This window comes from Ruminococcus sp. OA3 (assembly GCF_022440845.1).
Lineage (GTDB): Bacteria > Bacillota > Clostridia > Lachnospirales > Lachnospiraceae > Ruminococcus_G.
Map to the genome: position 1 here is coordinate 466221 of NZ_JAKNTO010000001.1, position 14040 is coordinate 480260.

A 14040-nucleotide genomic window follows, 5' to 3' on the forward strand; every position below is an offset into this window, starting at 1 on the left:
TCAATGTGATACCAAATGAGAGAACGATTTCATATTAAAAATTCTAGCATTCCCAAAATGTAATGTCAAACAAAATGCACTGCTTTTTCAAGTATTTTCCGGCAAACCAAGAAAGTGCACAAAAATACTGTGTGATATTTGTGTGTTCTGTCAATTTACAATTTGACCTGTATCGATTACAATAAAAGCACATTATGGAATCGATTCCACATCAGCCAACACCAGCTTCTTAACTCACTCAATTTTATAGCAGCTAAGCGCAATGTATAACATGGGAACGTTTTCACATAACAGGGTGATCTTTAAACAATGGGAGGGATAGTCATGGATTATGGCAAGGTAGCAAAAGCGGTATATGAGTATATTGGAGGCAGGGAAAATATCGTCTCAGCCGCACACTGCGCAACCAGGCTGCGTCTCGTGATCGGAGACAACAAAAAATGCAGCAAAGAGGCACTGGAAAACATCGACGGCGTAAAAGGGGTATTCGAGGCAGCCGGTCAGCTTCAGATCATTTTTGGAACAGGTGTCGTAAATAAGGTTTACGATGAGTTTATAAAAATTGCCGGCATCACCGAGGCCAGTAAAGAGGATGTAAAAAAGGCGGCGGCCAAAAAACAGAATGTTTTCAAACGTGCGATCAGGACGCTCGGTGACATCTTCGTACCAATTATCCCTGCGATCGTGGCGAGCGGTCTGCTGATGGGCCTCTTAGAGGGGCTTGCCAATGTATGGCCGGCGATGACCGGCTCTGGAACTTATACGATCATCCATCTGTTCAGCAACGCGGCATTCGTGTTCCTGCCGGTGCTGATCGCTGTCAGTGCCGCGAAGACATTCGGCGGCAACCTGTTTCTCGGAGCGGTCATCGGGATGATCATGATTCATCCGGATCTGCTGAACGCCTGGAGCGTTGCAGGCATGGAAGCGGCGGATATTCCATCGGCATCGGCGTGGTTCGGTCTCTATGATATCAATCTTGTGGGCTACCAGGGACACGTGATCCCGGTCGTGATCGCCGTCTGGCTGATGTGCGTGATTGAGAAGAAGCTGCATAAGATCGTCCCTGAGATGATCGACCTGTTCGTCACACCTCTTGTCACAGTACTCGTAACGGGTTATCTGACTCTGACAGTGATCGGGCCTGTCTTCTCAGCACTGGAAAACTATGTACTTGCAGGAGCCCAGGCACTGATCGCAGTACCTTTCGGGATCGGAGGTGCTCTGATCGGAGCCGCCTATGCACCTACCGTAGTCGCCGGTGTCCATCATATGTATAATGCACTGGAAGCAGGTCTTCTGAGCAGTATCGGACTGAATACCTGGATGCCGATCGCAACCGCCGCAAATGTGGCGCAGGGCGCCGCGGCTCTGGCACTTGCATTAAAGACACGCAATAAAAAGACAAAAGCCATCGCACTCCCCGCTTCCCTCTCCGCATTCCTCGGGATCACAGAGCCTGCGATCTTCGGTGTCAACATCCGTTACATGAGGCCATTTATCGCAGGCTGTATCGGAGGTGCCTGCGGAGGACTGACAGCAGGACTCTTCGGTGTCGGAGCTACTGCATACGGGATCACCGGTATCTTTGGATTTTTAATCACTACGAACTACACCCTGCAGTATGCACTGGTCATTCTCGTGGCATCCGCAGTCGCATTTATCATCTCCTGGCTGCTTTATAAAGAGCCGAAAGAGAATGTGGAAACTGCAAAAGCACAGAGAACAGAAGCATCGGAAACAGAAGTGCCGAAAAGCATCGAAATCAACAAACATACCGTGTACAGCCCGATACAGGGAACTGCAATTTTACTGGCTGAAGTCCCGGATGACACCTTCGCAGCTGAGATCCTCGGAAAAGGAATGGCTATTGTACCGGAATCGGGAGAAGTTGTCGCACCGGTAAACGGCACCATCAGCACCATCTTTGACACCAGACATGCCGTCGGCATCACAGCAGACGATGGAATGGAGATTCTGATCCACGTGGGTATCAACACTGTTGAACTGAAGGGGCAGTACTTTACGGCTCACGTAGAAGAAGGCGACCCGGTGAAGGCCGGACAGCCTCTGCTCACAGTCGATCTCGAAGGTATCCAGGCCGCAGGATATAACCTGACAACACCCGTCATCGTCACCAATTCCGATGATTACGCAGAAGTTCTTATGACGGCCTCCGGGAAAGTGGATGTTCTGGATCAGATCCTGGAAGTCAGATCGTAACGGTTAAATGTTCGGTAACATGGAGGGATTTATGAAGAAAACTGAGATTTTAACACAGATAACTGAGGCTGAAACGGCATCTTTGCATATATCCGATGAAAAATACCGCCTCTTCTTTCATCTGATGCCGCCTGTGGGCTGGCTGAACGATCCGAATGGATTATGTGTTTACCGTGATACGTTCCACGTATTTTTCCAGTACTCGCCGGAAGCTCCCGACGGCAGCGGCCGGAAAGTCTGGGGACATTACACATCGGCTGATCTGGTAAACTGGAGATATCAGGGCACGCCTCTGGTGACGGATACCGTCTGGGACCGTGACGGCGCCTATTCAGGCTGTGCATTTACGGATGATGGGAACCTGGAAGTGTTTTATACGGGAAATGTAAAAGAAACCGGTGATTTTGACTATATTTTTAATGGCAGACAGGCTAATATCATATATACTGTAAGTAAAGACGGGACAGTCTTTGATGAGAAGCTGCCGCTGCTCACCAACCGTGATTATCCGTCGTCCTACACCTGCCATGTACGTGATCCGAAGGTCTGGAAGCAGGGCGGACAGTATTACATGGTACTGGGCGGACGCAAAAAAGATGAACACGGTGCGGTGATGGTCTATACCTCTCCCGACAAAAAGGACTGGTCACTGCTGAAAGAAATGACCTCCGTAGAACCCTTTGGCTATATGTGGGAATGCCCGGATCTGTTTGAGATGAACAGCAGATGGTTCCTGCTGTGCTGTCCGCAGGGTCTTCCCTCGGAAGCTGAGCGGTATCAGAATCTTTACCAATCCGGATATTTCCAGTGTGAGGGCTTTACCCTGGAAGATACCGATTACAAATGTCATCCCGGGGCTTTTTGGGAGCTTGACCATGGTTTTGATTTCTATGCCCCTCAGACTTTTACGGACAGCGGAGGACGGCGCATCCTGATCGGATGGGCAGGCATCCCTGAGGAAGAACGTTACGGGAATGCTCCCACCATCAATGAGGGCTGGCAGCATGCCCTGACTGTGCCAAGGGAACTGACCTTTGACGGTAACATGCTGCGGCAGTATCCGGTACAGGAACTTGACAGTCTCCACGGTGAGGGACTCTCTCTGGAGGAAAATGTAATTCGGGCCGCCGCATTTGACATGCAGCTTACACTGGCAGGAAACCGGCAGTCCGTCCGCCTGGATGATGACCTGGTCCTGGACTGCACGGACGGGCTGGTCACCCTGACATTTTTAAATGATACAGGCGCGGGCCGGACGTGTCGAACGGCAAGACTGCCAAAAGGCCAGCGCGGCATAAAAGAACTGCGCATTTTAAAAGACACTTCCATGCTGGAATTTTATATCAATCACGGAGAGCTTGTATTTACCACAAGATACTATCCGAAGGACGTTACGCAGACACCGTTTGCGCTGACCGGTACCGTATGCAGGCTACATCTCTGGAAGATTCAAAAAATGAACGTCCATATGGGAAATCTTTTAACAGAATATGATATGCAGAAACTATAAAACAACGATAGAAATGGAGGATGAATTTTATGAAAAGTTTTCAGTATGTGATCACAGATGAGGTAGGTATCCACGCAAGACCGGCAGGTCTGCTCGTGAAGAAAGCAAAATCAATTTCGGCTGCCATCACCATCGGCTGCGGCGCAAAAAAAGCAGATGCCACAAAGCTCATGGCGATCATGGGACTCGGGGCAAAAAAAGGCAGCGAAGTGACGGTAACGGTTGAGGGCGAAGAGGAAGATACCGTATTGGCGGAGATGGAAACATTTTTCAAAGAAAACTTCTGACAGACAAACGGCGCAGACGCCAGGGGAGGGTCATATGGATTGCAGGCAGGGCAAGGCGATCTTTCACGGAATCGCGATAGGAAAACTTTCCATCTATGGAAAGGAAAAGCAGTCAGTCAAGCGTGAGAAAATCGAATCACCGGAGGCTGAAAAGAAACGTTATTTTGAGGCAAGGGACCGTGCGGTTGAAGAACTGCACCAGATCTATGAAAAAGCTGTACAGGAAGTCGGTGAATTGCATGCACAGATTTTTGAAGTGCATGCCATGATGCTTGAGGATGATGATTACACAGATTCTGTACTCAATATGATTGAGACACAGTACATCAATGCAGAGTACGCAGTTGCAAAGACCGGGGATAATTTTTCAGAAATGTTTGCGGCGATGGACGATGAATACTTTCAGGCGAGAAGTGCAGATGTGAAGGATATCTCAGAGCGTGTAATCGCGATATTGACCGGAGCGGTGACACAGGCTGTCCTCAGTGAACCCGTGATTCTGGCAGCGAAGGACCTGGCACCCAGTGAGACAATTCAGCTTGACAAAAATCTGCTGCTGGCGTTCGTCACGGAGTTTGGCTCCGCCAACTCCCACACAGCAATCCTGGCACGCTCCATGAACATACCGGCACTGATCGGCATATCTGTCCCGGAGGAATGGGACGGCAGACCCGCTGCCGTTGACGGCCACACCGGCATGCTGTATATCGACCCGGACGAAGAGACACTTGCACAGCTTCGAAAAAAACAGGAAGAAGCAGAGCAGGCACGTGCCCTTCTGCAGGAGGTCAAAGGCAAAGAAAGCATTGCGAAGAATGGAAAGAAGATTCATCTGTACGCCAACATAGGAAACGCCGGTGATCTTGCAAATGTGCTCGCGAATGACGCCGAAGGCATCGGTCTGTTCCGCACGGAATTCCTGTACCTTGAATCAGACCACTATCCCACCGAGCAGGAACAGTTCCAGGCCTATCAGACAGTAGCTGAAACTATGGCGGGCAAAAAAGTTATCATACGCACTCTCGACATCGGGGCTGACAAGCAGGTGGATTATTTTGAACTCGAAAAAGAAGAGAATCCCGCCATGGGGTACCGCGCCATCCGAATCTGCCTGGACCGGCAGGACATCTTTAAAACACAGCTGCGGGCGATCCTGAGAGCCTCCGTGTACGGGACACTCGCGATCATGTTTCCGATGATCATTTCCCGCCGTGAAGTCATGGAGGCAAAGAGAATCCTTGCCGAAGTAAAACAGGAGCTTTCAAACGAAGGGATTCCGTATCAGGACGTCGAAATCGGTATCATGATCGAGACCCCCGCCGCAGCCATCATGAGCGACGAGCTTGCCAAGGAGGTAGACTTCTTCAGCATCGGCACCAATGACCTGACACAGTACACACTGGCGATCGACCGTCAGAACCCGAAGCTCGACACAATTTACGATGCTCACCACCCCGCACTTCTGCGCCTGATCGAGCAGGTTGTAAAAAATGGTCACGACCACGGCGCCTGGGTCGGCATCTGCGGCGAACTCGGTGCAGACCTCACTCTGACAAAGAAGTTTGTTGAAATGGATATTGATGAACTGTCCGTGACGCCAAACATGGTGCTGCCTGTGCGCAATGAAATCTTAAAAGCATAAATATTTTGAGGCGGATGAAATTCATCCGCCTCAAAGTAATCATTTTCCCGGCTTTTCTCTTAGTAGAAATACAGAAAACACAGACCCTTTTCCATACTCTGAGCGAACCTTTACATATCCGCCCTGCTTCTTCAGGATCTCCCTTGTCAGATACAGACCGATTCCTATCCCCTCTTCCTGCGCTGCATCCTGAGAGCGGTAAAACCTTGCAAATATAAGTGTCTGTTCTTCCTCCGGTATGCCCTTTCCCTCGTCTGCAATATCAATTCTGTAAAACATCGGATATTCCGTAGCTGAAATTCGGATACTACAATTTGGCGGGCTGTATTTTACCGCATTATCCAACAGGTTGTACAGTGCTTCCGCCGTCCACTTCCTGTCAAAAAACGCACGCCCTGCCATTTGCTCACAGTGGATGACGACCCCCTTCAGCTCTGCCTTTAATGCCGCCTGAGCCACAGCCTGCCTGACCATCGGCGAAACCTCTTCTTCTCTCGGATACACTGCTATGACTCCGCTCTCCAGCCGCGAGCTTTTGATCAGAGCCTGAATCAAAAAGTCCAGTTTTTTTACCTGCACATGCAGGGCATCCGCGCAATCCCGCCCCTCCTCGGGCAGCGGCTGTTCCAGCAAAAGCTCAGAGTATAAAAGACTGTTGGCGATCGGTGTCTTTGTCTGGTGAGAAATATCACTGATCAGTGTCCGCACCCGTTCCTGATCCTCCTTTTGCTGCCTCGCTGACATTCGGGTCAGCTTCACATACCGGTATAATTTATTTTCCAGCTCGGACTGTCTGGTCTCGTCAAAACACGCTTCCTGAAAAGTGCCTGAGATGGCTTTATTCAGCATGGAATCCAGACGGTCATACAGCTTTTGTATCCTTCGGTGGCTGACCGCAGCCCAGACAAACGCAGCCGCTGTCACAACCGCGGCTGCACAGAACAGCCATATCATCACTTCGCTATTCAATCTCATTCACCGCCCACACATATCCGATACCGTACACTGTCCGGATATAGGACCTCCCTGTCTTTTTATCTTCCAGCTTATCCCGGAGTCGTTTGACCGCTACTGACAATGCATTTTCGTCCACATACTGTGCGCCGTCCGTCCATACATAATCCACCAGACGCTCCCGGGTCAGAGTAACTCCCGGATTGGATACCAGCAGATACAAAAGCTTCTGTTCCGTTTTGCCAAGCTCCACCGGCTGTCCGTCTCTTTTAAACTCCATTCGTTCAAAATCCAGCATCAGATGATACGTTTCTATTCTCCTGCCGCCCATACCTGCGTTCGCCTCCGGGCTGGAGGACAACTTCCGAAGCTGTGCATGTACACGTGCTCTGAGCACCATAAGGCTGAACGGTTTCGTGATATAATCGTCTGCGCCAGATTCCAGGCCCGCTACAATATCGGTCTCCATGTCATTCGCCGTCAGTATGAGCACCGGCATACGACTGTAAGCCCTGATCTCTTCCAGCAATTCCATGCCGTTTCCATCCGGGAGATTAAGATCCAGTATCACCAGATCATACGTCCCGTTTTTAAGATATTGTCTCGCTTCTTTTGCTGTGACGGCCTGCCTCAGTTCCAGCTCATCTGATTTGAGCGCCATTATGATGCCTTTTCCAAGTGAGACATCATCTTCAACAACCAATATATTTCTCGTCATTTTATTTCTCCTGTCAGATTATTTTCAGTAAAAGCCTCGCTCCATATCAAAATATGGTACAATAAGTATGTAACATCTGACCATCTCAAAAAGGAGGCGTTTTATATGAAAATCAGTGCCCGAAATCAATTAAAAGGAACCATTACCCAGATTACAGAGGGAGCCGTTAACGGAATCGTACAGATCGATATCGGCGGCGGCAATGTTATTTCCTCAACCATTTCCATGAATGCCATCAAAGAACTGGGACTGGAAGTTGGTAAAGAAGCCTATGCGATCATCAAAGCAACCTCCGTCATGGTTGGCGTTGATCACTGATCTTTGTTTTCCATTGTAGGCAATCCGCAGTCTCCTGTCAAATTTCTGTTTGACAGGAGACTGATTAATTTTTACAATAGTTAAGCGGCATTTTAATATTTATTACAGAAAGAGGGCATAACGTGGCAGGACTCGGAACACTTATCAACATTGCCGGTATATTAGCCGGAGGTTTTATCGGGCTCTTAATCGGAAAAGCAATGCAGGAAAGATATCAGGATACGCTGATGACGGCAACCGGCGTCTGCGTGCTGTTTATCGGCATCAGCGGTGCCCTGGAAAAGATGATGACAGTCAGCCAGGGAAAGCTTACAGGTGGTGGAACAATGATGATTATCGGAAGCTTCGCCTTTGGTTCCCTGATCGGAGAATGGCTGAATATCGAATCACGCATCAAACAATTTGGAAGATGGCTGAAACAAAAGACAAGAAGTGAGCGCGATACTTCTTTTGTGGACGGTTTTGTAACAACTTCCCTCACAATCTGCATCGGTGCCATGGCGGTCGTGGGTTCCATTCAGGATGGCATATCAGGTGACTATTCCATACTGGCCGCCAAAGCCGTCCTGGACCTGATTATTGTCCTGGTGATGACTGCATCGCTGGGAAAGGGCTGTATATTTTCCGTGATACCGGTTGCCCTTTTTCAGGGAAGCATCACACTTCTCTCTACTTTTATCGAACCGTTCATGACCGGGCAGGCACTGTCCAACCTGTCGCTTACGGGCTCGATGCTGATATTCTGTGTTGGTATCAATCTGATATGGGACAAAAAAATAAAAGTTGCCAATATGCTGCCAACCATCGTATTATCTGTAGCTTGGGCATTTCTTCCATTCTGAAAAGGAGGCCCCGCACTTTTAAGGTGCTTTGGCCCCCTCATTATATCAAAAAATCCTGTCCGTCCCGGACGATCTCCATGATCTTTCCGGCAAATTCCTCTGATTCTTCTGACTCTCTGTATTTCCGGATCAGATCAAAGTTATTCCAGAAATGCATGGGAAATACATGCTCAGCCCCGACTCGCTCCATAAACCAGTCCATCCCCAGCCGGTACCATTCCTCCTGCCTGGGATCCAGCGGCACGAAGGCCGCATACAGACCATCCGTCCAATCCCGGAGCCGCTCTATCTCCGCCTGATACCGCGCCGTCATATTTCCAATCTCCTGCTTTGTCTCACCTTTCCATATCCACCAGTTGAGATCTCCCGCATGGTAAACCTGTTTCCTGAATGTCTCTGTCTCATAAGACACCAGAAACGCCACACCACAGTCCGTCGAATGGAGGGTGCGGACGCAGATATCACCGCCGGCTCCGTCCGTCTCCCGGTGTGACTGATACGCCTTAAGATACGTAATGCGCTCGTTCTGTCTGTCACTGAGGGAAAGTCTTTTAACCTGGTAGGAAAGGTCCCTGGATAACAGATAACTCACATCCGGATACTCCTCAAACCTGCTGAAAATGTCAGGGTTAAAATGGTCCTCATGCTTATGACTGCAAAACACAAACAATTTCTTTTCCCGCGAAAACTCAGGAATGTCTCCACGGTAATAATCAAAAAGCCAGACACTGTGTTCCCATTCTGCAAGGAACCCGCTGTGTCCGATATACGTTATCAATGCCATCATATCGCTCCAATCATTTATCATATTTCCCTGCTGTACAGCAGGCATTGTCCCGCGTACAGACAGATCTTTTTGCTGCCATCCCTGCGTTTCAGCTCATTTCCGGATACCAGTCAAAATGCATGGCCCCATGTCAGACCGTGATCTCAATCTGGTTCCCCTCAGGCCCCAGCACACAGCTCTCATAATAGCCGTCTCCTGTCGTCCGTGGTCCACTGAGTACCTGGTAGCCCCCATCCTTCAGACGCCGCGTCAGTTCATTCACTTTCTCTTCGCTTCCTACGCTGAACGCCATATGGATAAACCCTGTCCGCGCCAGCGGTTTTTCATCATCCGACATTTGGGGCCGGTTCATCAGCTCCAGCCTCGTACCGTCATCAAAAGTCAGGAAAAATGACTTGAAATCCGTCTTCCTATTATGATACCCATTATTTGATTTCGCATGAAAGTACTCAGTAAAAAATGCCCTCACGCCTTCCAGATCATCTACGTACATTGCAATGTGTTCAATTTTCAAAAGATACCTCCTGTAAAAATCAATCCAGATCCTGAATATTCATTTTATCCAGCTGCTTTTTTCTCTTAAGTTTTTCTCTGCATACAAGATAGATCGCCAGCAGTATGACAGTAGAGATGTTAGTCAAAACAAGCCTCCCGACGATTACACCAAATACCTCCCAGGAAGACATCGCATCCATTATCACCACATTCAGCACACACAGCAGTGAATACATAAAAGTAATACATGGCAGAATAAGTCCCAGGACCCTGTTCTCTTTTTTCGAGAGAAAAAACTGCAGGATAATCCCGCCAGTGCAGACAGCACTCATCAATAGTAATACAATCAATATGGTAATAGTTCCGGTTATCATCTGCTTTCCTCCTTACTGATCTTCTTATACTCACGGATCAAAACTTTTGCAGTCTCAAAGTCCAGTTTCTCATTGACAGCGAGGCGTTTGACCAACGCAACATACGGGTCACGTTCCACATCATCGCTGATTTTGATTTTCTGTATCAGTTTATCGAGTCTCAGCCTCACTGTGGGATAGGTTACTTCATATTGCTTTGCGATTTCTTTGAGTGAGCCGGATGCCAGCAGGAATTTTTTGATAAAAGATACGTCTTCATCATCCAGATTTACCATCCACTCAGGAACAATTTCAATAGCCATAGCATCCCCCTCCTTTAATAAAATTAATTATACTCTTTAATTTTATTAAAGTCAATATTGAATGACATCTATATTTTTATCAATGTAGATTTTCGTCTCCAGTAGTAAAGCAGACCCGTCAGATCTGCCAGTATCCATCCGACAGGTATGGATACCCAGATTCCAATTACACCGATATAGTTTGAGAGCAGATAAGCTAGTGCCACCCGGGTTCCCAGTGAGATAACCGTCAGAACCACGGACATTCCCGGGCGTTTCACCGCACGGTACAGACCATACAGCAAAAACAGACAGCCTATGCCAGAGTAAAAAATACCGACCACCCGTAAATACCGCACCCCCGCGGCAAGAATCTCCGTTTCATGCGGCTGCACAAAAATAAGCATCAGCGGTCTCGCAAAAACCACTACAACCGTTGAAACCAGAACACAGAACAGAATGGTAATCCGCACTGATTTTTTAATTCCCGTGCGAATGCGTTCTTCCTTTCCGGCGCCGTAATTCTGTGCGACAAATGTTGAAAATGCATTTCCAAAATCCTGTACCGGCATGTAGGCAAACGAATCGATCTTTACTGCCGCAGCAAAAGCCGCCATAATGACCGGCCCGAAACTGTTGACCAGTCCCTGGACCATCAGAATACCAAAATTCATCACAGACTGTTGAACACATGTCAGTATGGAAAGACTGCAGATTTCACCCAGAATACCTTTATTCCATTCAAGATCAAAACGCCCGGGACATACTTCCCTGCACCGCCAGAAGGTGTATACTGCGATTCCGATACCTGAGACATACTGTGCGATGACCGTCGCGGCCGCTGCTCCGCCCACACCCCAATGAAATGCCAGCACAAACAGCAGATCAAGCACAATATTCAGAACCGCGGATACGCCCAGGAAGATCAGCGGTACGGCTGAATTGCCCATCCCCCGAAGCAGACAGGAAAAAAAATTGCAGAGGAATATCGCACCGGTACCGACAAATATAATCCACAGGTATTCCCGCATCAGAGCATATACTTCCACAGGTACATTTAAAAACCCCATAATCGGATCAATACACAGATACACGGTGACGTTAAGCACTATGGTTATGGCAAAAATCAGTCCGAATGCATGCAGTACCGCCACCCTCAGACGCTTCAAATCACCCTTCCCGCAGTAGATGGAAAATGAGGCCCCGGCGCCCATCGAAAGACCGAGAAGTACCGAGGTCAAAAATGTCATCAGTGTATAGGCAGATCCTACCGCCGCAAGTGCATCACGACCCAGAAATCTGCCTACAATCAGTGTATCTGCAATGTTATAAAACTGCTGCAGTAGATTTCCCGCCATCATCGGCAGCACAAATATTATGATAGTTTTTGTTATATTACCTTTTGTCAGGTCCCTGTACATTGGACGTTCCTCTCTGTGTCCCGTTAGCTTAAGCTTATTGATTCCCTTAATCATAACACGTTACATCTGTATTGTTCATTTGCATGATCAGTCATTAGTACCGCAGAAAAATGCCATCCTTAAAACTTTGGGCAGTGATAAGTTCACACCCGCGAATCTCCTTTACCACGACAGCTTTTTCCATATTCATCCAGGATAATAACATCATAGGCGTATCGCTGCGCAGGGACTTCCCAGGAGTGCGAAGTTTCCTGCACTATGCCCCCAGTTGCCGCCGTCATGAGTTTCTCAACATCTGCAGCAGATACCTGTTTCTTTTCAAAAAGAAGTACCGCCAGAAGCCTGGCTTCATGATATCCCGTTTCCCATAATTCAAAGGCAAGTTCATTTGAGTTTCCAATTTCTTTGGCGAGTCTGCGAATATCTGCGGTCGGTACCCCGATACTGTTTTCATCCGGTATCCCCATTTTCACGACGTTAGCCTTATATTTTTCCGAAGCACATCCTTGAAGTCTAATGATTATATCCGCACAGCATTTCTCTCATTATCTTTCATTATTTCCATAAAACCTCCTGCCCGACTTAAACAGTTATCAATTATGAATCTCTTTCCGGACCCTGTACCAGATAAAAATGCAGCCCATAAAAGCAATTAAATATCCAAGACTCAAAAACGCCAGTTCACTCCCGGAAGGATCTGTTATCCTAGAAACAGGGTGAAATGAGATAACCAAATCCTCCGTCTAGCAACTGCATCAAATACACGATCGCCATGGCAATCACAAAACATATAAACGTTGTCATGCTTTCACCCCCATAAACTCAGATTACTGTTTGTCATCCTGCCGTCTCAGAAATTCAACAAACGCAAATATAATGGATATTACACTCAAAACTGCTACCACCAGTTCCGCCATATTATTCGCATAATCTGACCGTTCCGGCGTAACGATTCCTAACACAAGGAAATACGCACACCAGATCAAACCCAGGACGAGCAGCAAAAACGTCACATATTTCAGGATGTTCGCAGCTATCCCTGTCAGTTTTTTGGTGGCTTTCACGCGTTCATCGGAATATGATTTTCTGCCGAACGCCCATTTCAGACCCCCTGCCGTAAAGCCTAAGAGCACTCCGATCGTAAGCCCAATACAAATATTATAAAACGTTACCATCTCTGTCTGTCCCTCACAGTCATAAACATTTCATCACATTTTTTCACCGAGAAAACAAAATGGAGCATATCGATATTATAGTAATGTTTGACAAGTTTCCCTGTTACTCTCATACCATTTCGTTTTGCAACATTCTGCGATGCAGTATTGTTGTCCCGTATGATGGAATACACTTCGCCTGCACCCAAAACATCAAACGCATATTTCTTACATGCGACCGCAGCTTCCACAGCATAGCCTTTGTGCCAATGCTGTTTTTGAAACAGATATCCGATCTCCAGCACCTGCTTCTCATTCCAGTCCTGCACTGTAATCCCGCACTGTCCGATCATCTCGTCAGTTTCTTTTAAAACAACTGCCCACAATCCAAATCCCTGCTCTTCATAACGCCTGATCTGGTTGTCCAGCCATTCCTGTGTTTCTCTGTCGTCAAACGCATGTTCATATGCATACATCACCTGTTTGTCCTGGAGTATCCCGCATAAAGCCATATAGTCCGACTGCTCCATTTCACGCAGATATAACCTTTCTGTTTCCAGTATCTTCATATCCTTCACCTCATCAATGCGGCACGATTTTTTCTCCAATTGCCTCCCAATACGTTTTCCCGGTATTTTCCTTTCGCCATTTCTGAAAACCCACATTAAAAGAAAAACTTTTTTGTATCTTCACTGATCACAATGTCTGCTTTTCCCCATATCTATTCAATTTTCCGGGTATCTTCAACATAAATAGAAACTTCGCCGCACTTAGGACAGATGGCTACTTTCGGGCTCCCTATCCTCCCACCGAACAGCTTATTTTCATCTGTGGACATCACTATTCCATATCCCGTACCTGCCACTTTTATGGTACAGTCTTCCTTCATCTCTGCTCCGCATCTGATACACTCTCTCATATTATTCTCCTGAAATTGGTCTGTTTGTTCCAGTATAGCACATATTTGCATCGCCTACACCTATATAAAAGACCGCTCTGCAGAGTTTCCCCTGCAAAGCGGTCTTCATCATTTC

The 14040-nt window shown here is 47.6% G+C and carries 18 protein-coding genes; 6 read left to right on the plus strand and 12 right to left on the minus strand.

Annotated features, from left to right (window positions below; all coding sequences use genetic code 11):
- The first annotated feature begins 324 nt into the window (after positions 1–324).
- The 4 genes from MCG98_RS02250 to ptsP are packed head-to-tail and all read left to right on the plus strand — an operon-like array spanning position 325 to position 5662.
- On the plus strand, positions 325–2223 hold the full coding sequence (locus tag MCG98_RS02250) for a sucrose-specific PTS transporter subunit IIBC (RefSeq protein ID WP_240300247.1): 1899 nt from the start codon (positions 325–327) through the stop codon (positions 2221–2223).
- A 31-nt stretch (positions 2224–2254) separates the two neighbouring features.
- Positions 2255–3733 carry a glycoside hydrolase family 32 protein gene (locus MCG98_RS02255; RefSeq protein ID WP_240300248.1) on the plus strand — a complete coding sequence of 493 codons (1479 nt, stop codon included), beginning with the start codon at positions 2255–2257 and terminating at the stop codon, positions 3731–3733.
- A 29-nt stretch (positions 3734–3762) separates the two neighbouring features.
- Positions 3763–4020 carry an HPr family phosphocarrier protein gene (locus tag MCG98_RS02260; RefSeq protein ID WP_240300249.1) on the plus strand — a complete coding sequence of 86 codons (258 nt, stop codon included), beginning with the start codon at positions 3763–3765 and terminating at the stop codon, positions 4018–4020.
- A 34-nt stretch (positions 4021–4054) separates the two neighbouring features.
- Entirely contained in the window at positions 4055–5662 is a 1608-nt protein-coding gene (gene ptsP / locus MCG98_RS02265) for a phosphoenolpyruvate--protein phosphotransferase (RefSeq protein ID WP_240300250.1), read from the plus strand.
- A gap of 39 nt (positions 5663–5701) precedes the next feature.
- On the opposite strand, the gene MCG98_RS02270 is transcribed toward ptsP, so the two are convergent.
- Both MCG98_RS02270 and MCG98_RS02275 read right to left on the minus strand, forming a co-directional pair.
- Positions 5702–6637, minus strand: coding sequence for a HAMP domain-containing sensor histidine kinase (locus MCG98_RS02270; protein ID WP_240300251.1), 936 nt, complete (start codon positions 6635–6637; stop codon positions 5702–5704).
- Complete coding sequence (locus MCG98_RS02275) at positions 6624–7334, minus strand: response regulator transcription factor (RefSeq protein WP_240300252.1); 711 nt, start codon at positions 7332–7334, stop codon at positions 6624–6626. Before MCG98_RS02275 ends, MCG98_RS02270 begins: the two co-directional genes overlap by 14 nt.
- A 105-nt stretch (positions 7335–7439) precedes the next feature.
- Here MCG98_RS02275 and MCG98_RS02280 point away from each other — a divergent pair, with 105 nt between their 5' ends.
- Together MCG98_RS02280 and MCG98_RS02285 are read left to right on the plus strand one after the other, a co-directional pair.
- Positions 7440–7652 (plus strand): TOBE domain-containing protein, encoded by a 213-nt coding sequence (locus tag MCG98_RS02280; RefSeq protein WP_240300253.1) that lies wholly within the window; start codon positions 7440–7442, stop codon positions 7650–7652.
- Between the two features lie 122 nt (positions 7653–7774).
- A complete protein-coding gene (locus MCG98_RS02285; RefSeq protein ID WP_240300254.1) occupies positions 7775–8494 on the plus strand; it encodes a DUF554 domain-containing protein in 720 nt (239 codons plus the stop codon).
- A gap of 40 nt (positions 8495–8534) precedes the next feature.
- Here the strand turns inward: MCG98_RS02285 and MCG98_RS02290 are convergent, their stop codons facing one another.
- The 10 genes from MCG98_RS02290 to MCG98_RS02330 form a co-directional block, all read right to left on the minus strand.
- On the minus strand, positions 8535–9302 hold the full coding sequence (locus tag MCG98_RS02290; protein WP_240300255.1) for an MBL fold metallo-hydrolase: 768 nt from the start codon (positions 9300–9302) through the stop codon (positions 8535–8537).
- Between the two features lie 109 nt (positions 9303–9411).
- Positions 9412–9795 (minus strand): VOC family protein, encoded by a 384-nt coding sequence (locus MCG98_RS02295; protein ID WP_240300256.1) that lies wholly within the window; start codon positions 9793–9795, stop codon positions 9412–9414.
- Positions 9796–9814: 19 nt separating this feature from the next.
- Positions 9815–10150, minus strand: coding sequence for a hypothetical protein (locus MCG98_RS02300; protein ID WP_240300257.1), 336 nt, complete (start codon positions 10148–10150; stop codon positions 9815–9817).
- Positions 10147–10452 (minus strand): DUF2089 family protein, encoded by a 306-nt coding sequence (locus MCG98_RS02305; protein ID WP_240300258.1) that lies wholly within the window; start codon positions 10450–10452, stop codon positions 10147–10149. Before MCG98_RS02305 ends, MCG98_RS02300 begins: the two co-directional genes overlap by 4 nt.
- 68 nt (positions 10453–10520) lie before the next feature.
- Positions 10521–11852 (minus strand): MATE family efflux transporter, encoded by a 1332-nt coding sequence (locus tag MCG98_RS02310; RefSeq protein ID WP_240303366.1) that lies wholly within the window; start codon positions 11850–11852, stop codon positions 10521–10523.
- Between the two features lie 143 nt (positions 11853–11995).
- Positions 11996–12376 (minus strand): DNA alkylation repair protein, encoded by a 381-nt coding sequence (locus MCG98_RS02315; protein ID WP_345891705.1) that lies wholly within the window; start codon positions 12374–12376, stop codon positions 11996–11998.
- Between the two features lie 303 nt (positions 12377–12679).
- A complete protein-coding gene (locus MCG98_RS02320; protein ID WP_240300259.1) occupies positions 12680–13027 on the minus strand; it encodes a transporter in 348 nt (115 codons plus the stop codon).
- Positions 13021–13575 (minus strand): GNAT family N-acetyltransferase, encoded by a 555-nt coding sequence (locus MCG98_RS02325; RefSeq protein ID WP_240303368.1) that lies wholly within the window; start codon positions 13573–13575, stop codon positions 13021–13023. Before MCG98_RS02325 ends, MCG98_RS02320 begins: the two co-directional genes overlap by 7 nt.
- 13 nt (positions 13576–13588) lie before the next feature.
- Complete coding sequence (locus MCG98_RS18920; protein ID WP_345891611.1) at positions 13589–13699, minus strand: DUF6434 domain-containing protein; 111 nt, start codon at positions 13697–13699, stop codon at positions 13589–13591.
- Between the two features lie 28 nt (positions 13700–13727).
- Complete coding sequence (locus tag MCG98_RS02330; RefSeq protein ID WP_240300260.1) at positions 13728–13925, minus strand: nucleic acid-binding protein; 198 nt, start codon at positions 13923–13925, stop codon at positions 13728–13730.
- Positions 13926–14040: the final 115 nt, after the last annotated feature.